The sequence below is a fragment of the Enterovibrio makurazakiensis genome (genome assembly GCF_050336585.1).
Lineage (GTDB): Bacteria > Pseudomonadota > Gammaproteobacteria > Enterobacterales > Vibrionaceae > Enterovibrio > Enterovibrio gelatinilyticus.
Map to the genome: position 1 here is coordinate 61,624 of NZ_JAKJSE010000012.1, position 23,225 is coordinate 84,848.

The 23,225-nt window shown below is 47.0% G+C and carries 20 protein-coding genes; 9 read left to right on the forward strand and 11 right to left on the reverse strand.

Translation table 11 applies throughout. From position 1 onward, the window contains the following. The first annotated feature begins 4 nt into the window (after positions 1-4). On the forward strand, positions 5-1,057 hold the full coding sequence (locus L4D06_RS10195) for a metal-dependent hydrolase (RefSeq protein ID WP_274165724.1): 1,053 nt from the start codon (positions 5-7) through the stop codon (positions 1,055-1,057). A 123-nt stretch (positions 1,058-1,180) separates the two neighbouring features. On the opposite strand, the gene cobO is transcribed toward L4D06_RS10195, so the two are convergent. Then, entirely contained in the window at positions 1,181-1,771 is a 591-nt protein-coding gene (cobO, locus tag L4D06_RS10200; protein WP_274165723.1) for a cob(I)yrinic acid a,c-diamide adenosyltransferase, read from the reverse strand. A gap of 282 nt (positions 1,772-2,053) precedes the next feature. Here cobO and L4D06_RS10205 point away from each other — a divergent pair, with 282 nt between their 5' ends. Then, positions 2,054-2,527, forward strand: coding sequence for a low molecular weight protein-tyrosine-phosphatase (locus L4D06_RS10205; protein ID WP_429739216.1), 474 nt, complete (start codon positions 2,054-2,056; stop codon positions 2,525-2,527). Positions 2,528-2,708: 181 nt separating this feature from the next. Beyond that, positions 2,709-3,683, forward strand: coding sequence for a LysR substrate-binding domain-containing protein (locus tag L4D06_RS10210; protein WP_274165721.1), 975 nt, complete (start codon positions 2,709-2,711; stop codon positions 3,681-3,683). Positions 3,684-3,754: 71 nt separating this feature from the next. Here L4D06_RS10210 and L4D06_RS10215 read toward each other — a convergent pair whose 3' ends face one another. Further along, positions 3,755-4,138: a hypothetical protein gene (locus L4D06_RS10215; RefSeq protein WP_429739218.1), complete on the reverse strand. Its 384-nt coding sequence runs from the start codon at positions 4,136-4,138 to the stop codon at positions 3,755-3,757. 10 nt (positions 4,139-4,148) lie between these two features. Continuing rightward, positions 4,149-5,468, reverse strand: a complete 1,320-nt coding sequence (gene potE / locus L4D06_RS10220; RefSeq protein ID WP_274165719.1) for a putrescine-ornithine antiporter — start codon at positions 5,466-5,468, stop codon at positions 4,149-4,151. 66 nt (positions 5,469-5,534) lie between these two features. On the opposite strand from potE, the gene L4D06_RS10225 reads away from it, so the two are divergent. Both L4D06_RS10225 and adiA read left to right on the forward strand, forming a co-directional pair. Then, positions 5,535-5,693 carry a hypothetical protein gene (locus L4D06_RS10225; protein ID WP_429739220.1) on the forward strand — a complete coding sequence of 53 codons (159 nt, stop codon included), beginning with the start codon at positions 5,535-5,537 and terminating at the stop codon, positions 5,691-5,693. 231 nt (positions 5,694-5,924) lie between these two features. Continuing rightward, positions 5,925-8,219 carry an arginine decarboxylase gene (gene adiA, locus L4D06_RS10230; RefSeq protein WP_274165717.1) on the forward strand — a complete coding sequence of 765 codons (2,295 nt, stop codon included), beginning with the start codon at positions 5,925-5,927 and terminating at the stop codon, positions 8,217-8,219. A 51-nt stretch (positions 8,220-8,270) separates the two neighbouring features. On the opposite strand, the gene L4D06_RS10235 is transcribed toward adiA, so the two are convergent. The 7 genes from L4D06_RS10235 to L4D06_RS10265 form a co-directional block, all read right to left on the reverse strand. Continuing rightward, positions 8,271-9,737: a multicopper oxidase family protein gene (locus L4D06_RS10235; RefSeq protein WP_429739222.1), complete on the reverse strand. Its 1,467-nt coding sequence runs from the start codon at positions 9,735-9,737 to the stop codon at positions 8,271-8,273. A 219-nt stretch (positions 9,738-9,956) separates the two neighbouring features. Next, on the reverse strand, positions 9,957-11,144 hold the full coding sequence (locus tag L4D06_RS10240; protein ID WP_274165715.1) for a M20 metallopeptidase family protein: 1,188 nt from the start codon (positions 11,142-11,144) through the stop codon (positions 9,957-9,959). Continuing rightward, positions 11,144-11,593 (reverse strand): hypothetical protein, encoded by a 450-nt coding sequence (locus tag L4D06_RS10245; RefSeq protein WP_028022754.1) that lies wholly within the window; start codon positions 11,591-11,593, stop codon positions 11,144-11,146. Before L4D06_RS10245 ends, L4D06_RS10240 begins: the two co-directional genes overlap by 1 nt. A gap of 3 nt (positions 11,594-11,596) precedes the next feature. Further along, entirely contained in the window at positions 11,597-12,421 is an 825-nt protein-coding gene (locus tag L4D06_RS10250) for a DUF3100 domain-containing protein (protein ID WP_429739225.1), read from the reverse strand. Positions 12,422-12,786: 365 nt separating this feature from the next. Further along, complete coding sequence (locus tag L4D06_RS10255; protein WP_429739226.1) at positions 12,787-14,085, reverse strand: ABC transporter substrate-binding protein; 1,299 nt, start codon at positions 14,083-14,085, stop codon at positions 12,787-12,789. Positions 14,086-14,095: 10 nt separating this feature from the next. Continuing rightward, entirely contained in the window at positions 14,096-16,069 is a 1,974-nt protein-coding gene (locus tag L4D06_RS10260) for a methyl-accepting chemotaxis protein (RefSeq protein ID WP_429739228.1), read from the reverse strand. A 346-nt stretch (positions 16,070-16,415) separates the two neighbouring features. Next, positions 16,416-17,171, reverse strand: a complete 756-nt coding sequence (locus L4D06_RS10265; RefSeq protein WP_274165711.1) for a DNA repair protein — start codon at positions 17,169-17,171, stop codon at positions 16,416-16,418. Between the two features lie 319 nt (positions 17,172-17,490). On the opposite strand from L4D06_RS10265, the gene cysB reads away from it, so the two are divergent. The 3 genes from cysB (at position 17,491) to L4D06_RS10280 (ending at position 20,502) form a co-directional block, all read left to right on the forward strand. Next, the gene (gene cysB, locus L4D06_RS10270; RefSeq protein ID WP_429739230.1) at positions 17,491-18,465 is read left to right on the forward strand and encodes an HTH-type transcriptional regulator CysB; all 975 of its coding nucleotides are present in this window, start codon (positions 17,491-17,493) and stop codon (positions 18,463-18,465) included. A 99-nt stretch (positions 18,466-18,564) separates the two neighbouring features. Next, the gene (locus tag L4D06_RS10275; protein ID WP_429739232.1) at positions 18,565-19,779 is read left to right on the forward strand and encodes a methyltransferase; all 1,215 of its coding nucleotides are present in this window, start codon (positions 18,565-18,567) and stop codon (positions 19,777-19,779) included. Beyond that, positions 19,780-20,502: a sulfite exporter TauE/SafE family protein gene (locus tag L4D06_RS10280; RefSeq protein WP_274165709.1), complete on the forward strand. Its 723-nt coding sequence runs from the start codon at positions 19,780-19,782 to the stop codon at positions 20,500-20,502. Positions 20,503-20,562: 60 nt separating this feature from the next. Here L4D06_RS10280 and L4D06_RS10285 read toward each other — a convergent pair whose 3' ends face one another. Then, positions 20,563-21,432 carry a DUF3943 domain-containing protein gene (locus L4D06_RS10285; RefSeq protein WP_429739316.1) on the reverse strand — a complete coding sequence of 290 codons (870 nt, stop codon included), beginning with the start codon at positions 21,430-21,432 and terminating at the stop codon, positions 20,563-20,565. Positions 21,433-21,914: 482 nt separating this feature from the next. Here L4D06_RS10285 and L4D06_RS10290 point away from each other — a divergent pair, with 482 nt between their 5' ends. Further along, positions 21,915-23,165: a CinA family nicotinamide mononucleotide deamidase-related protein gene (locus tag L4D06_RS10290; RefSeq protein ID WP_429739234.1), complete on the forward strand. Its 1,251-nt coding sequence runs from the start codon at positions 21,915-21,917 to the stop codon at positions 23,163-23,165. Positions 23,166-23,225 lie beyond the last annotated feature (60 nt).

Consider the following 23,225-nt stretch of genomic DNA (forward strand, 5'->3'; position numbering starts at 1 on the left):
GTAGATGGATTCGATTTCTCAAGCAGCCTTAGGCGCTGCTGTTGCAGGTTTAGTGGCGGGCAAGCGCTGCACCCCTAAGGTATTATTAGCGGGAGCGGCGCTTGGTACATTGCCTGATTTAGATGTGGTGTTGGATTACGGCGACCCCATATCCAACATGATCAAACATCGTGGTTTTAGCCATTCTTTGTTTGTTCTAATCCCGTTCTCTGTAGTGCTAGCACTGTTTTGGAAGCGTTTCTTTGCCGCATCATGGCCTTTCGTTCAGTTGCTCACACTGATCACTGCGGCCTTGATTACACATCCGATATTGGATTCGTTCACCTCATACGGAACTCAGCTTTTTTGGCCGTTAGATGTACCGTCAGTGGCAATATCTAGCATGTTCATTATCGATCCCTTGTACACACTGCCGTTACTTATTCCCGTTTTGGCAGCACTAATTTGGCGTCGTCGAGCCGCTAAATTGTGTGGGGCAGGTTTAGCAATATCGACCCTTTATTTGATGTGGTCCTTGGTGGCTCTAGGCCAAGTACAAGAGCGTGTCGAGGAAAACGTCGCGGGTACGCATTTAGAAGGACAGCCTGTTTTCATTTCCCCGACGCCGTTCAATACCGTGCTGTGGCGAGTGGTTGTGCTAGATGATGAGAAATATTGGGAAGGTCTTACTTCGTTGCTGGATGAAGATCCGGTCATAGACTGGATGCCTATGATTCGTGGTGAATGGCCGTTCCCGAGTGAACCTGAGTTGTTGGCACAGTTTGAAGCCTTTACCCGTGGTTTTGTGCAATTTAAACAGCAAGATAATACGTTGACCGTGACGGATCTTCGCTTGGGGATGGCGATGTATCATCCGTTTGAGTTCTTAATGGCGGAAAAGAATGACCAACAGATCTGGCAGCTCGTAGATCCAGTGCAGCTTGATCCTGGCCCTGTTTTACCTAGGCAAATTCCTGCGCTGTGGATGCGGTTGTTAGGTTTACAAAGCATCGACGCCTTGCTGTGTAACGAACATGACTGTTTTCGTGAAGAGCAAATTGAAGAGACGATTCAGTAAGCAACTTAAAGTGTGACTGGCTGAAGCGAAAACGCCCCTGTTCTTTGTATCCTTTGATTCGGATATTTGGAGAGGGGCTTTTTTTGGGGTACATCGGCGCTATCGAGAAAAGGGGGGGGCCTGCTACCAATCGATGCCTTTACGAACTTTTACACCAGAATCAAAAGCGTGCTTTACATTGCGTACTTCCGATACCGTATCCGCCATATCAGTTAGGGTTCGGTGGGCGGCGCGACCAGTAATGACCACGGACTGTTCACTAGGGCGATTCTCTAACGCAGTGACGACTTCATCAAGGTCGATATAACCATAAGTGACCATGTAGGTCATTTCATCAAGCAAGACGACGTCATAGCTTGGGTCAGCAAGCATGCGTTTACATTCAACCCAAATCTCTTGCGCCACGCGCGTATCGTTCTCTTTGTCTTGTGTGTCCCACGTAAAGCCGGTTGCCATGACGTGGAATTCAACACCGCACTGTTGAAGCAGATTTCGCTCTCCACATTCCCAAGTGCCTTTAATAAATTGAGCCACACCACATTTCTGACCATGGCCTGTCGCGCGAGTGACGACACCAAAGCCAGAGGTGGATTTTCCCTTGCCATTCCCGGTGATGATTAGCAGAAGTCCTTTCTCAATCTGAGCAGCAGCTACACGCTCGTCCACTTGTTCTTTTACTTTTTGTTGTCGGGCTTTATAGCGCTCGTCGCTCATTTTGCTTTCCTTTTCTGCTTGTCATGCTGGCTTCTCGGCCGAATCAATATGTTGGCCTTAGTCATTTGGATCACAACATAACAAACCTTGTCATATTTGGAAGCACAGAAGTGATGTTCAACTCTGGTTGGTCAAAATATCCTCGTCTAGATGTACTGATGGGAACGACGGTATCTAGTACATTTTTTGATCAAACTTTTTAACATCGATTGAACGTCTACTTTGCGCTCTGTTGCTTCATTGGTTACAGTGTTTTCAACGTGATAAAGGAATGGAGTGCCAATGTCGGTTGATCATCATAGTAAACCGAAAATTCTCGTCGTATGTATGGGTAACATTTGTCGCTCTCCGACTGGAGAAGCTGTACTCAGAGCGAAAGCGGCGACACGTGGCCTAGATGTGATTGTTGATTCAGCAGGCACCATTGGGTATCACACTGGCGCTAACCCTGATCCACGTAGCCAAGCTGCAGGAGAAGCCAGAGGGTATGACTTCTCAGGGATTACTTCGCGGCAGGTTGATGTCAAAGATTTTGAGCGCTTTGACATAATCTTAGCGGCAGATAAGGCGAATCTGGCTGACTTAATCGATATTTGTCCCCCTGAACACCGACATAAATTGTCCCTTTTCCTCAGCCATAGTCATTCTGAATTAAATGAAATCCCTGATCCCTACTTTGGTGGTGGACGCGGTTTTGAAGTGGCGTTGGATTTAATTGAACAGGCGAGTGATGAAGTGCTTAACCAGTTGGGATAGCGTGAATTCCCTTATATGGATTTGAAGCCCGTCAATGACGGGCTTTTTTGTGGCCATTTCCCAGAGAAAATTTGGATTATTTGCCATAAACAGAGCATTTTGAAGTCATTCAACTTGTTTAAAATATAAGGCTCTTATAAATTTAGGATCTATAGCCAATGTCTTTGTCTGAGGTAAGGGATTGAAACTTCAACAGCTCAAATATCTAAAAGCGATAAAGGACAATAATTTAAATGTGTCCGCAGCATCGCAATCTCTTTTTACCACACAGCCGGGTGTGAGTAAGCAAGTGGGTTTGTTGGAAAAAGAACTCGGGGTACGAATATTTGAGCGCAGAGGTAAGAACCTCAGTGGTGTTACGCCGATCGGTGAACGTATTCTTGAGCAGGTTGAGCGAATGCTCGCGCTTGAGCAAAAAATTAAAGCATTGGCCAATGAGCATCTGGATCCAAGTGTGGGTACACTGAATATCTATACCACTCATACTATTGCTCGCTATCTGTTGCCAAACAGTGTTTCCTATTTCACACAAAAATACCCGAATATCAATTTCCATTTGCACCCGACGCTGCCTTTGCAAACCAAAGGGGTGATCAGCAAAGGCCACTCTGATTTCTCGATTGTTGCTCACGATCTTGGGGCCGACAATGATTTGATTGTGCTCCCTGCCTATTTATGGACACTAGGTCTGGTAGTGCCCGAGGAGCATCCGCTTGCCCATGTACGTAAACCTACGTTAAAGCAATTGGCGGATTACCCCATTTTAAGTTACGAACCGGGTTCGACAGGGCGTAGAACGCAAGATGAGGCCTTTGGTCGTGAAGGGATTTCCCCTAACTATTTCATGACAGTCATGGATGCGGATGTCATTAAGCGATACGTTCAGCTTGGTTTCGGCATCGGCATTGTTTCTACGTTGGCAGCGCGTGATATCGAAAACACCGGGCTGACCTATATCAATCTTGATCACTTGTTTGCTCCGTCGAGCGCGTGGATTTGTTTCTCGAAAGACATTCTTTTGCAGAACTACATGTATGATTTTCTCCTGTCATTTTCTCCTCATCTCACTAAGACGTTGATGGAAAATGTGTTGATGCAAAATAGTGCCGAAAAAGTTGATAAGCTATTTGAAGGCCTTGAGCTACCTGTCTACTAATACGGGATAGCGAGGACAAACAAAAACGCCAGCGAGAGAATCGCTGGCGTTTTTGTTTAACATGAAGTGTGTCAATTGGTTGATGATTCAGACGCTTCATCGTTCTTTGGTGTGCGGATAGTCCTGCCTTGGTTGTTGTTTAGCTCGGGGTGATCCACCAACAAATGCTTTGTGATCTTAGGAGGAACGGATTCATTCTCAGGGTGGTGGTGATGAAAAATCGGCGTACGAGGTCGATATACGTGGGGTGGACGATCGCCCTCCAGTACAGTTTCAGGTATCCGTTTCCCCGTGATGATCTCAATCGCTGTGATTGAATCTGGTTCGGCTTCAATCACTTCGCTCACGTCTATTTCTTCCGTCGCGTATACCGACATCACGCTCATCAGAAATACCGACACGCTCAAGGTGATGAGTCGCGTTGTCGCTTTAGTGAGGTTTACATAATCATACATGGTGCACCTCCTAGGCAACTGGGCCACTTTTGGTGTCTCGTGCTGCAATAAACCCGTAGAAGATGTAGCCAAGTAGCGTCAATATCGCGCCATAGAAAACGGCAGATTGACCACAGGCATACACGCCATAAATACTGTAAAGCACGGCAAATGTGCCGATGGCAGCCCCTGTTTTGTACTCTTTAGCACTCAAGTTTTGCTTACGTAAAATGACTTCGAGCCCAGTGAGCGACAAGATGTAAGGCACCATATTAATAAACACGGCCAGATTGAGTAGGATATTGAACTGACTAACCAAGTTTGGCGAAATGGTCATAATCGCCAGTAGAAGCTCCAACCCAAGCATGATAAGCATGCCTTTAATGGGCGCATTTGATTTGGTGACTTCACCAAACACTTTAGGGAAAAGGCGAATGTCGGCTGCTGCTTTCGATACTTGCGCATTGGTGAACTGCCAGCCAAGCAAGGAACCGATACAGGCGATAACGGCAAGAGCCGTAATGACTTGTCCGACGGTTTCATTGAACATGTAGGTGTACACTAGGCCAAAGGGCGCATCAGATTTTGCCAGCTCCTCATTGGGGATGATGCCTTGAATCACGGATGTTGATGCGATATATACGATGGCGGTAAAGCTGGTGGCAAGCATACAGGCTAAGGGAACATTCTTTTCGGGGTTTTCTACCGCCCCAGAGTTCGCCCCTGCAGATTCAATGCCTAAGAAAGCCCAGAGCGTGAGCGCGATACCTGATGATATGGCGGTGACGGTTGTATCTTGGTGAGGGTTCCACGCTTCCGCAAAGACCTCAGGTTTAAACCAAAACCAACCCGCAACGGACAAACCAACCACTGGAATAATAATCCCCCAGACGGTCACTGCTGATATTTGCCCTGTGAGCTTTGGGCCCCAAAAGTTAGCAACCATAGTGACAACAAGAATACCCACTACGGCGATAAAAGTGTGATAGGGCGTGGTTTTAATCCAAGGAAAGAAGGGGACAAGATAGCCAGCTGCCGACACAGCAATAGCAACAGCACTGATCACCAAACATACATAATAGGTGTAGGATGCAATGAAGAAGGCAGATTTCCCATGTGCTTCATCAGCATAGGCAGACATCCCTCCATCTCGATTACAGTACATGCCACACTTCGCAAAAGCGTAAGCAATACACATCGCGCCGATTGCGGTGACAATCCATGACAATAATGATATTGCCCCAGTTTGAGCCAAACTGGCAGGTAACATGATAATCCCTGAACCCATCATGTTGACGGTCACTATGGTAGTGAGCCCAACCAACCCCATTTTATTTTTTTCTGATGCCATGCTAGTTCTCCACCTCGATATATGTTGGTGCGAAAGGCGGTAATTTGCTCTACCCAAGTCATGGCAATGGCTCTACATCGTGCGTTTGGCAGTTATGGGCATTGTTCCGTCACCTCTATCAAGTGCCAGCAAGATCGCGACATGATTGAAATAGGCATCAGAAAACGTGAGCAATACATGCTTACCGTTGCATTGAAAATAGATGGTGTCACCTTTCCAGATTGATTCTTTTACAAGACAGTTAAACGATAAATGCCTGAGTGAGGCGGAATGTTTTATTCGGTGTGATCGGAGAATTTGTGTTTCTTCGCATCCAGCTGGAATGAACTGAGATGCACCTTTTTACGTTGAATGTCTTTTTTGCGACTTTGTCTCTGCTTCCTCTCTTCTATGTTCAAGATGTCTCAATGAATCTTGAGTCATCTCTTCTTCAAGTACAGTGTCGGAGCTGGGTGTATGAAAACCTACGGAAAGAAATTTAACGTATTGATATTAGAAGAGGCACATAGAGAGGGTGTTGTCGGTAATGCCATTGAAAGGCTAATTTCCGAACTCGAAAGCAGTGGTGCCAGAGTAATGGTAGCAAGCAGTTTTGATGATTGCTATTCAATGATTAACTCCAATACCGCACTCGATTGTCTGATGCTGACATCGGCCATGAGTGGGTCGCAAAGCGAAGAAAACGAACGTTTCTATGTGCTGATAGAGAAACTAAATAAACGTCAGCAAAACGTGCCGGTATTTTTATTGGCGGAGCGCAAGAAAATTACCCTTCATGTCACCCGTGAGATGATGGAGAACGTGGATGAGTTCGCCTGGATCCTTGAAGACACACCGGATTTCATTGCAGGACGAGCCGTTGCAGCGATGGGACGATACCGTAAACAGTTGTTACCGCCCTTGATGGCTGCGTTGATGCATTATGACGATATTCATGAGTACTCTTGGGCGGCACCGGGGCACCAAGGTGGCGTGGGCTTTACAAAAACCCCTGCGGGACAGCGTTTTTATAACTATTACGGTGAAGGGCTATTTCGCACCGACATGGGTATTGAGCGGGGCAGTTTAGGTTCATTACTTGATCATACTGGGGCGTTTGGTGAAAGTGAACGGTATGCAGCTCGTGTGTTTGGGGCTCATCAATCCTATTCCCTAGTGACGGGAACCTCTGGGTCAAACCGAACGATAATGTCTGCATGTATGAAAGCGGATGATCTCGTGATTTGTGACCGTAACTGTCATAAATCTATTGAACAAGGCCTAATGTTATCAGGTGCTCGACCTGTCTATCTTGTCCCCACAAGAAACCGCTACGGCATTATTGGGCCGATTTATCCTGACCAATTATCGAAAAGTGTGCTTCAGCAACGTGCAAAAGAAGAGCCACTGACCAAAGATTATGCCGACCAACGAGCGGTCTATGCAGTATTGACCAACTGTACCTATGACGGCCTTTGTTATAACGCCAAACAAGCGCAAGACATACTAGCGGAAAGCAGTGATCGGATTCATTTTGATGAAGCGTGGTACGGTTATGCGCGTTTCAATCCTATCTACGAAGATCACTTTGCCATGCGTGGTGAGCCGGAAGAAAACCCAGATGCCCCCACGGTCTTTGCCACCCACTCGACACACAAATTGCTGAATGCACTGTCTCAGGCTTCTTTTCTTCATGTACGGAACGGCAAAGGGGCGATCAGCTTTGAGCGCTTTAATCAGGCGTACATGATGCACGCGACAACGTCACCTTTGTATGCGATTTGTGCTTCCAATGATATTGCTGTGTCGATGATGGACGGCAATCGTGGACACTCCCTGACGTTGGAAGTGATACGCGAGGCCGTAGATTTTCGTCAGGCAATGGGGCGGCTAAACCGTGAATTTAATGATAACGGTGATTGGTTCTTTAAACCGTGGAACGCGGAAACAGTCACGGATCCTGCGTCAGGTGAAAGCTACGCCTTTGAAGATGCCCCGGCTGATTTGCTGTGCGAAAGTCAGGATGCATGGGTCATGCACCCTAACGACAATTGGCATGGCTTCAAGGATATGCCTGCAGATTGGTGCATGCTGGATCCCATTAAAGTCAGCATTCTGGCGCCGGGCATGGGCGATGATGGGCACCTGTTAGATTCGGGTGTGCCGGCTGCGCTGGTCACGCTCTACTTGGGACGCTTTGGTATCGTGCCGACCCGCACCACTGATTTTCAAGTCATGTTCCTGTTCTCGATGGGTATTACCAAAGGTAAGTGGGCAACATTAGTGAACACTTTGATGGCCTTTAAGCGCCATTATGACAACAACACGCCACTCGCCGATGCGCTGCCAGATTTGGTGGCAGACTTCCCTGATGTATATAGCGAAATGGGGTTGAAAGAATTGGGTGATAAGATTTTCGGTTACCTCAAACAGCACAACCCAGGCGAAGTCCTGAACGCGGCCTACGAGACCTTACCGGAAGCTATCATTACGCCACATGCTGCATTTGAGGCCATTGTTGCTGATAACGTGGAAATGGTTCCATCTTCCCAATTGGAAGGGCGCGTGGCGGCGAATGCGGTTATTCCTTACCCGCCGGGTATTCCTATGTTGATGTCTGGTGAGAGTTTCGGTGACGAAAACAGCCCGCAGATTAAATACCTCAAGAGTCTTGAAGTGTGGGATGAGGAATTCCCCGGTTTTGAGAAAGAAACTGAAGGCACTGAAATGCACGATGGAATCTATCATGTAATGTGTGTGAAGTCGGTTTAAATACAAACGAAGGGGGAGCAAATAGCTTCCCCCTTTCTTGTTCAATCTATGTTATTTGACGGTAAATTGCCCCATCATTCCCATGTCTTCGTGTTCCAGAATGTGGCAATGGTACATGTATGGCCATTGTTCAGTCGCTTCGTAGTCAAACTTCAGCAGAATTTCCGCGGTACCATTTGGATAAATGGTGTCTTTCCAGCCTTGGTCTTCGGGGGCTGGTGGTTTTCCATTCATTGACAGAATCAGAAAAGACGTGCCATGCATGTGGAATGGGTGTCTGCCTGAATCAATGGTCCACTTTTCCAGTTGCCCTAGCTTCGATTCATGGTTGATGACTTTCATGTTCATCTGTTGGCCATTAATGGACATATCACCCAATTCAAAAACGCGTTCAACCTCAACATCTTTTTCAAGATAAGGTGTGATGGTATTGAGTTGCTTGGGTAACTCGGATGCAAGCACTTTAAGAGAGTCATCTCCCCGAAGTTCAAGAACAGGTTGGCTTTGAGAGAAAGGAATGAGTACAGCGTTGAACCCGTTGTAGTTCATTGGTAACAGCCTTGCCAACAACCTCTGGCTTTCGACGACTGACATATCAACTACGATGTCATTTCGTTCTCCAGGCGCCATTTTCAGCGATGTTAATTCAACTGGCGACGTTAGTAACCCGCCTTCAGTCGCTATTTTATAGAAAGGTTGGTCGCCTTCCAGATAGAACTCATAAGAGCGGGCATTGGAGCCGTTGAGTAAGCGTAATCTGACGAAAGATCGTGGCACCAACGTATAGGGATTGACGGTACCATTGACCACAAGTGTGTCTTCTCTTAAGTCTTCCGGCATGTTGCCAGTTGGGTATGGCGTCATTTTTCCATCAACGAAGCTTCTGTCCTGAATCACCAATGGAATGTCATCAATGCCATAACTGTTTGGTAAACCCAGAGACATTGAATGCGCATCCTCAATAAGATAAAAACCAGCTAACCCAGAATGAACCTGACTCGCGGTGGAGCCTTTAAGGTGAGGGTGATACCAGTTGGTTGATGCCTGTTGCGAAACGGGAATGGTTACGCTCCATGTCTCTCCGGGCATGATTTTGTTTTGAGGCCCACCATCAATTTTTCCTTCAACGTGCAATCCATGACCGTGAATATTAGTGGGTTCATCCAGATGATTGGTGAACTGAATGTCGGTGTTCTCACCCTTGTACATTTTTATCGTAGGACCAAGATAGCCGCCATTGTAGCCGCGTGTTGTGCTCTTTACGCCGAGGAAAAACGCGTGCTCACCTTTTGTAATATCGATAACTATCGGCCCATTTTGGGTACGGCTGTCGATGAGTGTTGGGATATTTAGTGGTGTTTGTGCTGCTGTGGTGGGTGGAGAAGCGCGTAGAGCAATGCTAGCAAAAACGGCAGTAAAAAGAAGAGCGGAGACTAAAAGTATTACGAAGGCCACACGTCGGTTGGCAAACCCTTTTTGGCGCTGAAGTACACCTTTTTGATGTCTGAAACAGGTCATCCTTGTCCTTAAATAACTTAAATATGTTGTGGTTGCGGATTATTTAATAACAGACTGTGTTCGTCCATTTAGAGCCTAGCTCAAAAGTGATACAAACAAGAAAAGATAGCGAGTTGTCCAGATTAACGCATCTTTAGGTATAAGAAGTTGGTGAGAATAGAAAGAAAAAGGCCAGAACTGAAGTATCTGGCCTTTGATGTTTATGGGGGAAAGTAATCGTCAGTGGCAAGCGATATGGATAAAGATTTGCGCACCGATCAGCAAGAAATCGTCATCCACATAGTAAGGGTTTGAGTGCAGGTAGTTACAAATACCCGCATCTTTGTTACCGCTTCCTAGGAAGAACATTGCACCTTTTTGGTTTTCAGCCGCGTTTACCATCAAACTGAAATCCTCTGAACCGGTCATTGGGTTACCGTTTGGATCAAGGCGGTCAGCTGGCACGGTTTCACGCGCAGCATCGACAACACGTTGGTAAGCATCAGGGTGGTTAATAACCGCAGGGTAGCCTTCGCATTCCATGGTGGTTTTAAAGCCACGGATTTCGCTTTCTTTCACGATGCTGTCGAAGCTGTCTTTTAGGATCTTGTCCGTTTCAGCGTCCATCGCTCGGATGGTGCCGCGAGCTTGAGCATGATCTGGGATAGCATTGGGAATGCTGCCGCCATTGAACATGCCACAACCGAAGACAGCAGGGCTGAATGGATTGGTACGTTTAGCAACAATGTAATCCATGTCCATGATGATGCGACTCGCTTCGCGGATGGCATCTAGACCTTTCTGCGGGGTAGAACCATGAGCAGACACACCGTTTACATCCAGTGTCCATGCAGAACCATACGACGACATAATGCCGTTGTTGATTTTGACCATGCCGTATTCAAGCGCAGCATCGTTGTGCAGTGCGTACACTTCGGATACACCGTTCATGCAGCCCAGCTCAACCATCTTGCTTGCGCCTGGAACGCGCATGTCTTCTTCCGCCATTTGGAACACAAAGCGAACGTTGTGCTTCAATGCTTGTTTGTTTTCAGACAGGAATTTAGCCGTGGTCAAGATGATCGCCATGTGTGTGTCATGACCACAGTTGTGTGAACAGCCGTCATGTTGAGAGCGGTAGTCGTTCTCTGTCATGTCGTCCATTTCCAATGCATCCATGTCAGCACGGAAAGCCACTCGATCCAAGTTCTCGTCGATAGTTAGGTCAGCAATAAAGCCGGTAAAACCTTCGTACGTGGTTAGGGCATAGCCGAGTTCGGTCATCAATGCTTGGCAGTAGGCTGTGGTTTTAAATTCTTGGCCTGATGCTTCTGGGATCTGGTGCAAATCACGGCGAGTGTTCACGCTAAAAGCGTGTAGTTCTAGCAGTTTGCTGTCTAGATTAAATTGGCTGTATTTCGCTGACATTAGATGATTCCTTTCATTTGGAAGCCGATTTGGGCAATCATTGATGCACCAAAGAAGCAGCTGGTGGCAACGATAAGGAAGATGACAATAACCTTCCAAGACATCTTCTTAAGTTCTTCCATTTGGCCGCCAACAGACAAGCCCGCAAATGCCAACAATGGCACACAGACAGACAGGAACTGGATTTTACCGACTGATTCGAGGAAGTAAGTACGGATAGGCGTTTCTGGCAAACAAATCAAAATGCCGATAATGGTCGCGTAGGCAAACGTTGGCAGTGAAGAAGGGATAAATTTCTTAGCAACCAACGACAGAAATACAATCACAGACATAGCAACAAAGCTGTTCACCATTTCTAGTGGCGCAGTGCCGTTAGTGAGAAACTGGGTAAAACCTGCCAGTACAATCGCAAGCGAGACCAGCTTCATATCATTCAGAATGGCTTTCATGGCTTATTTACCTTTGTTGCAAATTTTGTAGACGAACTCAGCAAGTGGCAGACCCAAGAAGGTCAGTGACAGTGCGCCAAGTACAGAAGAAAGCAGGTTAGAGGCAGCAGCAATACTGAGTACTTGCTTCGCCATTTCAGGCTCAAGACCCGACACCAGAGCGCCAGATGCAGCACTTAGCATTGAACCACTACCAACGCCTGAACCCGCAGCCAGTGCTAATGGGTGAAGGCCTGTTAGCGGAGCAATACTGCCCAGCACGCTGAACCACAATGTGCCGATCACTGAACCGCAAAGGTAGATAGCGAGCACGCCAACATATTCAGGGCTGCCCGTGCCGAACTTACCTTGGATAACGGCGATTGAAGGTTCACGACTGATTGATGAACAAGCGCCAATGGTTTTACGGCCAAAGCCGAATTTCACTGCAAGCGGAACGGCGACAAGAATTGGAAGCAGGTTGCCCAGTTCTTGGAATAGAAGCGGGATTCCCGCATCAATGATCATGTCTAGGTTAGGGATGATCATGCCCGCGTACTGGGTGCCCAGAACAAGCAAACAGTAACCAACCATTTTGCCGCAGAAGCCTTCTTCTTTTTCAGTGAAGAGTTTGCCCCACGCTTTGACTTTGGTTTTTGTCCAGTTTACCGACAAGCCCATGCCGATCATCACTGCAAATAGCATTGGTAGAATAGATATCGTGGCAAAACCCATATCAATTTTTTGGGTGCCGATTAAAAACTGAGAAATGAAAATCAGGGCAGATACAGCAATAACACTGGTCATAACGACGCGAGCTTGCCCGCTTTTGTTTTCTTCTGTGTTCATAGGTCTTCAACAGTTAAAAGTGGAATTCGGGGCTGATTATAGAGAGCGCGAGAAAGCGAAACGTGAATGAGATCAATAGTTGCAGCGCGATACTAGATGAAAACTAAATATCATATTCCCATATGGAATTAAGGGTTATTGGCAGGTAAAAAGAGGGTGATTTTGGTGTGCGACATGTTGGTGTTTGGCGACAAGGTGCAACACTGATAACGGAGCTCGCATGAAGGTGTAACAGAAGGCTCGACACGAATCGCGCGGTGAATGTGAATGCAAGTTGGTCAGAAAAAAGAAAACCCAGCACGTGGCTGGGTTTGACGTTTTTAGTCTGGCTACCTAATCAACGGTTAGTTGATATGAGTGTGTGATTACAGTAACGGCGAACAATTGCAGGGCGTATTGGCATCAAGTTTGTCGCTGTTTTTCTGGGGCAAATACCAGCTTTCCAATCCATTTTGTAGTTGGCTTGCTGCTTTTGATGGTGACAGTTGCCCAGACATGACACTGGCGCTGGTTTCCCAAATCTCTAGCTCGAGATTTGGCTCCCCACGAGATAACACTTGGGCCGAGTTTCGGATGGTTGAATCACACCGGTCACGCCAAGACATCATCTCTTGTGCTATCGGGTTCTTTACATCAAAGAAGTGGTTAGACAGTGAAAAGAAGCCTGAAATTTCATTGGTGAGCAGTTCAGCAAACTCGGCGGTGGTCATCCATTTTAGAAACAGCTCTGCCGCTTCTTGATTGGTAGATTTCGAGTAGATGCCCATGCCTAAATCAGTATGGTCACTGAAGTAACAAGCATCGCCTTTCTTTTCGATAGGCGGCGGGAATACACCCATGTCGACTTTGCCTGCAAAGGTGCCAATGTCCCATGACCCCGCAGGGTAGATAGCGGCCTTACCATTAGCGAACGCTTCAATAGAATCATTGTAGCCGCGCTGGTCGAAATCTTCGCCCATGTAGCTTGACCACTTGGCGAGTTCACGGAATGTTTTACGATACGCCTGACTGTCCATACGCTCTTTGCCCGTTAACAAGGCATCACGGCCGTCTTCGCCTTTCCAGTGTGTAGGACCAATGTTTTGGAAGCCCATCGTGGCGGCTTCCCACTTGTCTTTGGTGCCCATGGCGAGCGGCAAGTAACCAGCACGTTTCGCTTTTTCTAATGCCCAGTAGAAATCTGCGTTGGTGACAGGCTCGTTCACGCCAATTTCTTTGAAGATGGATTTATTGTAGAAAAAGCCATGGATAACTGATGCCATTGGCAAGCAGAAAGTTTGTGCGCCTGAATCGGTTTGCCAAGGAGAAAGCGCAAAACTTGGGAAGTTTTCCATCCCTTCCATTTCAGTCACTTCTTTTAGCAAGCCACGATTGAACAGCGCTTGAGAGCCATCAAATGGGCGGCAAGCAATCAAATCGCCAGCCTTACCTTGTTCAAAACGCTTCTCCATGTCTCCGTTCCATTTTGACGCATCGAGATCAGGCGGTGAGCGATATTCAACTTTTATGCTTGGGTAGTGCTTGTTAAAGGCTGGAATGATTTTCTCGTTCCATACTTTGTCATCAGATCGCCAAGAATCAATGATCAGTGTTGTCTGAGCATTCGCGAAAAACGATGCCGCCAGAGTGATCGCGGCAAGGGAGAATAGTTTGGTGGTTTTCATGGTCAAATCCTTACACGCGGAAGTTAGCAATCAGGCGTTGTTGTTCCTGAGCCAAAGTGGCCAGTGATTCACTGCTAGTGGCTGAAGCTCTGGCGTCTTTCTCTGATTCATAGGCCACGTGAGCAATGCCATTGATATGCTCGGCGACTTCATGACTCACTTTGATCTGCTCTTCCGTTGCTTGCGCGACGTGTACCGCCATTTCTTGAATCGCTTCCATTCGCGCCACGATGTCTTGCAGTGTTTCGTCAGTTAGGCGCGTTTGCGTCAAACAATCATCCATCTGCTTTTGGCTCGTGTTCATGGTGTCTGCCATGCGCGACGCGTTACCTTGCAAGTTATTGATCATCTGCTGAATTTCTTCGGTCGATTGCTGAGTACGAGTCGCTAGTGCACGAACCTCGTCGGCAACCACAGCAAATCCACGTCCATGCGAGCCTGCACGAGCCGCTTCGATAGCAGCATTTAGAGCAAGCAGGTTGGTCTGCTCAGCGATATCCTGAATGACATGCAAAATCGAGCCGATGTTGTTGGAGTATTGGTTTAGCTCTTGAGTATTTGAAACCGCCTCCTTGATGTTGCTAGACAGCTGCTCGGTCAACTGGCGGCTTAGTGACACCTGAGTTCGGCCGCTGTTTGCGGTTTGGTTGGTGTTTTCAACTTCCGCGACAGTGAGTTCGGTTGAACGCGAGATCTCTTTCGCACTCACTTCCATTTCAGAAATAGCTGCTGCAACTTGGTCAGTGCGGGATTTTTGGTCTTCAACGCGGGTGCGTGAGCTTTCACTCACACTGGCGGCGCGGCTGGCTTCATCAAGAAGGTGCTGCGCCCCTTCGCCAAATTTTGCCAAGGTGCCTGACATGGTGTTAGCCAACATATCAATCGAGCGGCTTAACTCACCAAATTCATCATGTGCCTGATAATTAGCGCGTGTACGCATGTCGCCATCTGTCATACGTGCAAGTACATTGCTGATCAGTGCCAATGGTTTTTGGATGCTACGCGTTGTATGAACGCCAACCCAAAGGCTAATAGCGGCTGCGACTGATGTCATGATAATGATGTACAACAAGGCTTCGCTAACGGCTTTTTCCGCATCATTGCGGCTGGTTTGTGCCAATTGCTGCGCATAGTCAGCATAGGCTTGCAATTGGGACTGAATATCATCCATTTGAGATTCAGTTTGCGTGATTTCACGTTGCAGTTGTGCGTTATTTGACTGCTGGCGACTCATGACATCTAAAATGCCATGATCTGCCAATGTCAGTTGCTCAACTTTCTTCAAGTTACGCGAGTAGCGTGCTTTCACATCCTCTTCGACAGAAATGAGTTCGAGGCGCTTGAATGCCATTTCGACATCTTTTGACAATGTAGCGCGCAATTTAATCAGGTCAGTATCCTGTCCCGCGCGACGAAGCGACTTCATATCACGTGCGATGCCGCTTGTGATGAGCTCTGCTCGGTTGTGAAGTGAGCGCTTGATAGCAGCTTTTTGCAGCAGGAGATTGGCAGCCCACTGATAGGTGTCTTCTAAGCGAAGAAACTGAAGATCAAGAACCTGACGCTTCTCTGTCAGCATGTTCGCTTGCTTTTGCAAATCAATCAGTGTGCTGGCTTGTTCAAAATAACGAGTCGACGCTTGATGCAATGCATCTATCTGACGGCGTTCATCGTTATGCTGTGCATTCTGTTGGGCACGGCTGAGAATTTGGAAAAAACGTGTCTTCTGGCGGTCAAAAAGTGAGTTGACACGATCGGCTTGCGTCGGGTCATTTTGAAAGGTGCGAATAAGAAGGCTGGTACGCATTAACTCTGTGATTAGCTCTCCTGACGCAACGACCATTGGGGTCGATTGGTTAGTAATTTGCTCCACTTTTCCTTGTAGAGTTTTGGCATTGAACAAACTAATGCTGCTCAGCAATGCCATCAATACAAACATTAAGGCAAAACCTGCGATTGTTCTTTGTACTACGGACAACTTCATTGCTCTCTCACTTTTCAGCAGTCTTGAAAATACAGACTAAAAGTAATGCTGGGTTTTTGTTTCTCACCTGAAATTAATACTCCAAGTGATGACGAAAAATGCCAGCGATTGTGACACGATTCATTATTATCGGCATTATATGACTGTTTCTTTAGCGGAAATTTACGTGATTTAGATCATATATTTTGCAGTGTGAATTAAATGGGCTGAAGGTCTTGGTGAGAAAGTAGTCAATATTGAACCAGCGTATCCGTGTTACTCAGATTCAACGTTCGCAAAATTCGCGCACAAAAAAGCCCCATTAAAGGGGCTCGTTAAATAGGCCTGACGAAGAATGCTAGCTAGATTACCATTTCTTCTTAGGCGCAAAGAGCTCGTCGAGTTCTTTGTTATCGTCGTTCTTAGGCTTAGCATTCTCATGGCCTTTGCTGAGAGCCGCATTGACTTCGTTCAGCATTCCAGTGAGGCTCTCTTTGGCTGACTGGCAGTAAGGGTCATTTTTGCTACTGACCACATCTAACGCTTTCTTCAGCAATTGCTGTGCGGTACCCATTTGGCCTTTGATCTTTGCATCGTTTACGCGTTTGAGTACGTTTTCGATATTGATCTTCATTTGCATTTGTTCCAAACGAGAATTCTCAGAAACAAATGCTTGTGTTGGTAGACGGCCTTTGGTGTGCTCCGCTTTTATGACTGCACGCAGACGTTTGACCAATTTAAGCATCGAAATGGCTTCACGATCGCTATCTGGAACACGGAAGGACGTTGAATCCTTGTTTTGATAAGCCTGCTTGATTTGATTAACCTGCGCTTGTACATCGGCGATACGTTGCGGAAGTGAGCGATCGTTTTTATCGATGTCATGCATGGTCTTCAGTGCATCGAGAATTTTTTGATTCAGACATACCAGCAGGGTACCGCTATACGGCAAATTGTGTGCGTTACCGATCAACTCTTCAGTGGCGTCAATAACTGCAATATATTTAGCCATTTCCTGGCGCTTGGATGACTCTACACGTTGTCGCTGCTGGGCCATAATGTTGTAGCCAACAATGAGACCAAGCAGGATGACACATAAGCCAACCACTAAGGCAATATTCATAAGTGAGCGTCGATAATCCCTGTTAAAACTAAGACGGCCTAAGATACACGATCTGCTAGTATGGTCATAGTTTGTTAGTTCTATTTTCGATCTTAGCTAAATTCTGCCGTTTCGTATTGCTTTTGTCTGATTTAGTGCGTTTCACTACACGTTTATTTGCAAAATTATCATCAAGTTATTTTGGTCGTGTGTTTTGATAGATTTCAGCAATATCGAGCGGAATGTGGGCGCTGTGTAATGATTATGTGTCGATTCGCTTCGCCTTCTTATCAATAAGAGATATAACCTAAGTATCTTCTTGGTGTTCTTGATTGTTTCTATGAAATTACAACAGCTTAAATATATTGTTGAAGTGGTGAACCACGACCTCAATGTGTCATCAACGGCAGAAAGTTTGTTTACCTCTCAGCCTGGCGTCAGCAAACAAATCCGCGCTTTGGAAGATGAACTGGGGGTGCAGGTATTTGGCCGAAGTGGCAAGCATTTAACCAAACTCACACCCGCAGGTGAGAAAATTGTAGATATTGCCCGTGATATTTTGTCTCGGGTTGATGGGATAAAATCTGTTGCGTCGGAATATACGACGCCGGACAAGGGCAAACTGAATATCGCCACAACGCATACTCAGGCCAGATATGCATTGCCATCGGTCATTTCTCAGTTTGTTAAGCGATATCCCAATGTATCTCTTCACATGCATCAGGGTGCGCCGAGCCAGATTGTCGATTTCGTGCAAAAGGGAAAATCTGACTTCGCTATTGCGACAGAAGCGTCCCATCTCTATGAAGATTTAATCATGCTGCCGTGTTATCACTGGACGCGATCTTTGATTGTTCGAAGAGATCACCCGTTAGCCTCTCGCTCGTCCATTACGATTCACGATATTGCGCGTTTTCCATTGGTTACTTATGTCTTTGGATTTACGGGGCGCTCCTGCCTTGATATCGCATTTGACCGCGCAAAACTCAAACCCAATATTGTGTTTACCGCCACGGATGCGGATGTCATCAAAACCTATGTTCGACTTGGCGTAGGCATTGGTGTGATGGCGAGCATGGCGTATGACAAAGCGTTGGACTCGGACTTGGTGGCAATTGATGCGAGCCATATCTTTGATGCCAGCACGACGCGTATTGGTTTTCGTCGCGGTACGGTGCTTCGCACTTATATGTATGACTTCATCGAGAGCTTTGCGCCTCACTTAGATCGCAATACCATCGACAGAGCCATGCTACTGAAAGATCCCCTTGAGCTGGAAAACCTATTCAGTCAGGTTGAACTCCCAATTAGATAAGGGCGGAACACGCTGCATTTTAAGGGGCATTGCGTATATACTTCAGTCGCATTACCCGCGTGGTTCACCGTTCCTGTCGTCCAATATTGGAAGTGTATCTTGTCTCAGCCTTTACCTGTGCTCACTGAGCGTTTTTCGTCAATTGACTCATGGCTTCAATCACATACCTCGTTGTGGCAAGGCATGCCCTTTGACTATCTTGATCTCCCATGGCGTGAAACGCATCCTGAACTGTGCCACTGGCTAGACGCTCAAAGTTTGGAGACGCTGCAAAAGTACAAGGAAAATCCACGATGTTTAGCCGATGCGATCGCAGCTTATCTCCCCGACACAAAGAAGATGCTTGCGTTATGCGCGATTAACTCGGCAGATAGCAGTGACGCAGATATACCCTGTGATAACCACCTTGCGACGGGTATTCCTGGTCGGAAATGGGAGCAAATCTCCGCATTCAATCGCGTTATGCCTATGTCCAGTGGTGATCATTGGCTGGAGTGGTGTGCGGGAAAAGGTTACTTAGGACGCGTGATTTCTGCGTCACGTCAGGCTCGGGTCACTAGCCTAGAGTGGCAGAGTGCACTTTGCCAAGATGGTCAGGATTATGCGGACAAGCAGGGGCTTCCTATGCATTTTGTCCAAGGGGATGCTTTTGCATCAGATTCTGAGTTGCTTGTCCGAGACTGTGACCATGCCATCGCACTGCATGCCTGCGGTGATTTGCATGTGACGCTTTTGCAACATAGCGTCTCAGCGAAACCTAAGAGCGTTTCTGTCTCGCCTTGTTGTTATCATTTGATTCGAGACTCTCACTACCAAGCGCTCTCTTCTGCGGGTAAGCAATCTCCATTGGAGCTTAGTCGACACGATCTAAAACTCCCATTACAAGAAACCGTAACCGCAGGGCAAACGGTGAAAAACAAGCGCTTTGTAGAAGTGAGCTTTCGTCTTGGGTTTGATTGCCTTCAACGCGCGTTGGGTGTGAGTGATCACTATCTTCCTGTGCCTAATGTTCAAAAGTCGCTATTGAACGAAGGTTTTGAGGCATTTTGCCTTTGGGCTGCCAAGCAAAAAAACATCGTTTTGCCCGATGATGTGGATTTCACCCACTATTTGAAACGTGGGGAGTCGCGATTTTTGACCGTGGAAAAAATGGAAACGGTGCGCACTTTGTTCCGTCGTCCACTAGAAATGTGGTTGGTGCTCGATAAAGCGATGTATATGAGCGAGAACGGTTTTGATGTTGATATTTACACGTTCTGTGCCCGAGAATTGACGCCAAGAAACATTCTTATTCAAGCCATAAGGAAGGGCTAAATGGAACTGAGCTATGAACAGCTCATTATGGTGGTGCTTGCGCTGGGATTAGGCGCGTTTGTTCAAAGCTTGATTGGCTTTGGGCTCGCCATCGTCGGCGCGCCAATCCTGATGCTGATAGACCCTTCATTGGTACCAGCAACAGTGACATTGGTCACCCTGTGTTTGGCGATTGTGAATACATGGCAGTATCGCGGGCAATTGTCATTGCGCGGTCTTGGCTGGGCGTTTGTTGGGCGTATTCCAGGTACATTCGTGGCTGGTGGATTGTTGTTGTATCTCTCAATCAATGCGCTCGAAATCATTATGGGACTGGCCGTATTATTGGCCGTGGTGGCGAGTGTATTTAAGCTGTCGGTTGAACCCAATAACAAGAACATGTTCTGGGCAGGTTTTGCCGCTGCAGTGATGGGTACAACGACCAGTATTGGTGGCCCACCGATGGCGTTGGTATTGCAGAAAATGGATATCGTGAAACTGCGTGCGAATTTGGCTGGCTACTTTATCTTTAGCTGTACGATCTCTCTCGCAGTGCAAGGCATGACAGGGTACTTTGAACTGTGGCACGCCAATGTTGCATTACTGTCTTTACCTGTGGTGTTTATCGCCTCATGGTTGGCATTGAAAGTTGCACCTTTGGTTCGTGCTGAATGGGTCAGGTATGGGCTGCTGGTACTTTGTTCCTTTGCCGGCGTGACGACCTTTCTCCGTGGTTTTTCTTAAACCAACAAAAAAGCCGACGCGTAGTCGGCTTTGTGTTTATATCGATTGCGAAAATCAGGCTTAGAATTTAAGGCTGACCTGCATACCAATAAACTGGCTGTCGTATGGCGCGCCCGCATCGGCAGCGAATCTTGCTGCGTCATGGTTGTTAAACCACGGGTCGTAGTTCATTCGAACGTCGGTATCACCTTGCCACCAATCGGTCACCCAGTAGTGGATATGACCCACAGGGTTCAGGAAGAACAAGCTGACGCCACCTAGGGTGTCAGAACCCATCACTTCACCACCATCGGCTACGATCTCTTTCTCTGTCAGATACATCCATTCACCCACTGCTGCGCCAAATAGTGGCGTAACAATGATGTCTTGAATAGAAGGGACTTCTGCAAAGCTTTCTACGCCATATTCCCAGAAAAAGGTCGACATGGTGAAGGAGTATAAGAACGACTCGAATTCAGTGAAGCCGGAGTGACGCGCTGCGGTGTAGTAAACACCACCGAAGTACGGGTGCATCACGTAGTTTAGGTAGTGGTCATCTTTATCCCAGACTGGGCCTGCAGACACGTTATCCCACCATTTTCCTGCAAGGTTACTGAAATCGCGATCTTCCGGTGTCCAGTTAGTCACGCTTTCTGGTAAAAACGTCATCAAGCCGACTGTCGCCACACTTAAGCCCAAGATGGTATAAGTTTGACCCATCAAGTAGTCCCAGTCTTTTTCTGGGGCAGTAGACAGATACTTTGGCAAACGATGAGCAGGAGATTCGTTAAAACGCATAGCGCTATCTACTGGCTGATCTTGCGCATCGTTAATAGCAAGGGAGTCAAAACCATAACTGTTCGAGTAGGAATAAGCTTGCTGCTCGAAGTTGATGGTTGAAGCATCAAAAGCCAAGGCCGTTTGAGAGCAAAGCAAAGCGGCCGCAGCCAAGGTTGAGCGATAACGCACGTAGGATCTCCCACACAACAAAAAGCCAAACCATTCAGCGTTGCCATGTAGCCGAGGTTTGGCGAGAAAAAGTGTTCAAAAATAACAGTGGTATTTGGTCGGTGTATGAGACACGTCCATGATAACCACGCTGAAGCATGGGAGTCATAACCGAAACAAAGTGCTAATTGTGAGGCACTCGCAATTAAGCCGCTAATCATAGCAACGTAAAGGGTCATATTTCCACCAAAAACTAGACATCCATCGCTATTTTAATAGTGGTGTGTCTAGAGTGTTCAGGTTTAGTGCGAAGTGCGGCGAAAGCTTGGGCGGAAAAACGGGTGTTTTTCTTGGTGTGGCTGTCAACGATGTCTGTGATAAATACCCGTACTGAATCTGTTTAGCCGTCGTGAATATCGCTGGTTGCGATAGTGTTAAGTGTCTGTGCATAATGGCTTTACACTATCGCTTATAAGGAGATATCAGTGGGACAGAGCAAACTTCGAGTCGCAATGCTAAGTACTGGCGAGGAAGTGCTACACGGTGATATCACTGATACCAATGCAGCTTGGCTATCGAGACGTTGCTTTGAAGAAGGCTTTGCGCTGCATAGACGTGTCACTGTAGGTGATGCGGTTGATGATATTGCGATTGAGCTAGTTAGATGTAGCCAAGTGTCAGACGTTGTGATTGTTAATGGCGGTTTAGGGCCAACCACGGATGATCTCACAACAGAAGCGATGGCAATGGCGATGGATGTCGATCTTGAGTTGAACAACCATTGGCTAACTGAATTAAAGGCACGGTTTGAAAAAAATGGTAATACCATGCCTAAAAGTAATATTAAGCAAGCCATGCTGCCTGAGGGTGCTGAACTGGTGGATAACCCTGTAGGCAGTGCTTGTGGATTTTCAGCCACGCTTAACGATTGCTTGTTCTTCTTTACGCCAGGTGTGCCAAGTGAGTTCAAGCACATGTTTGACAACGAAATCGTACCTCGCCTTCAAACAGGCTTTCCAAACACGACCAAGCAAGAAATTCAGCGCTTATATACCTTCGGCTTCTCCGAATCCCTCCTCAATGACAAACTAGAGCTTTTGTCGCTGCCCAATGAATTTGAGATCGGGTATCGTTCTTCACTGCCTTTTATCGAAGTGAAACTTTTTTCACCTCGCCAGCATAGTGACATCTCGCTGATCACAGACGCGATCCGCAATGTATTGGGCGATCGTTTGGTGGGGGATGGTCAACCCATGTTGGAGTCGGTTGGCAATCTCCTAGAGCAGAGCAAGGTGACAATTTCCGTTGCGGAAAAATTCTCTGGCGGGTACTTGGCCAATTGGTTAAATCAAACAGAAGCTACGAAAGAAGCGTTTGTTCAAGGTTGGGTGCTGAGTGAATCTAGCCTAGTTGCTGAAGGCGATTACAATCCGTTAGCAGCGGTGCTCGCGATGGCGACAGCATCTCGTGAGAATGCGGGTGTTGATATCGGTTTAGCCTCTGGGAATATAGAAGCGGGCCGTGTTGCACTTGGATTGTCTGCCGCTGATGGTGATTGGGGTATTGTCGTGAAGCCCCGTCGTTCTCAAAGCAATGAGAACTTCCGTTGTTACACTGCCACCATGCTGCTAGATATGTTGAGACGCTATCTATGCGGATACGAGATGTTCCCCGATATCGCCTCTTTGGTGACTACAGAGTCGTTGCATATCCCTGTCGACAGTGAAGCTGAGTAAACATGATAAAGACGCCTGATACAGTCAGGCGTCTTTCTATAGTGATCTTTTAATCTCAAC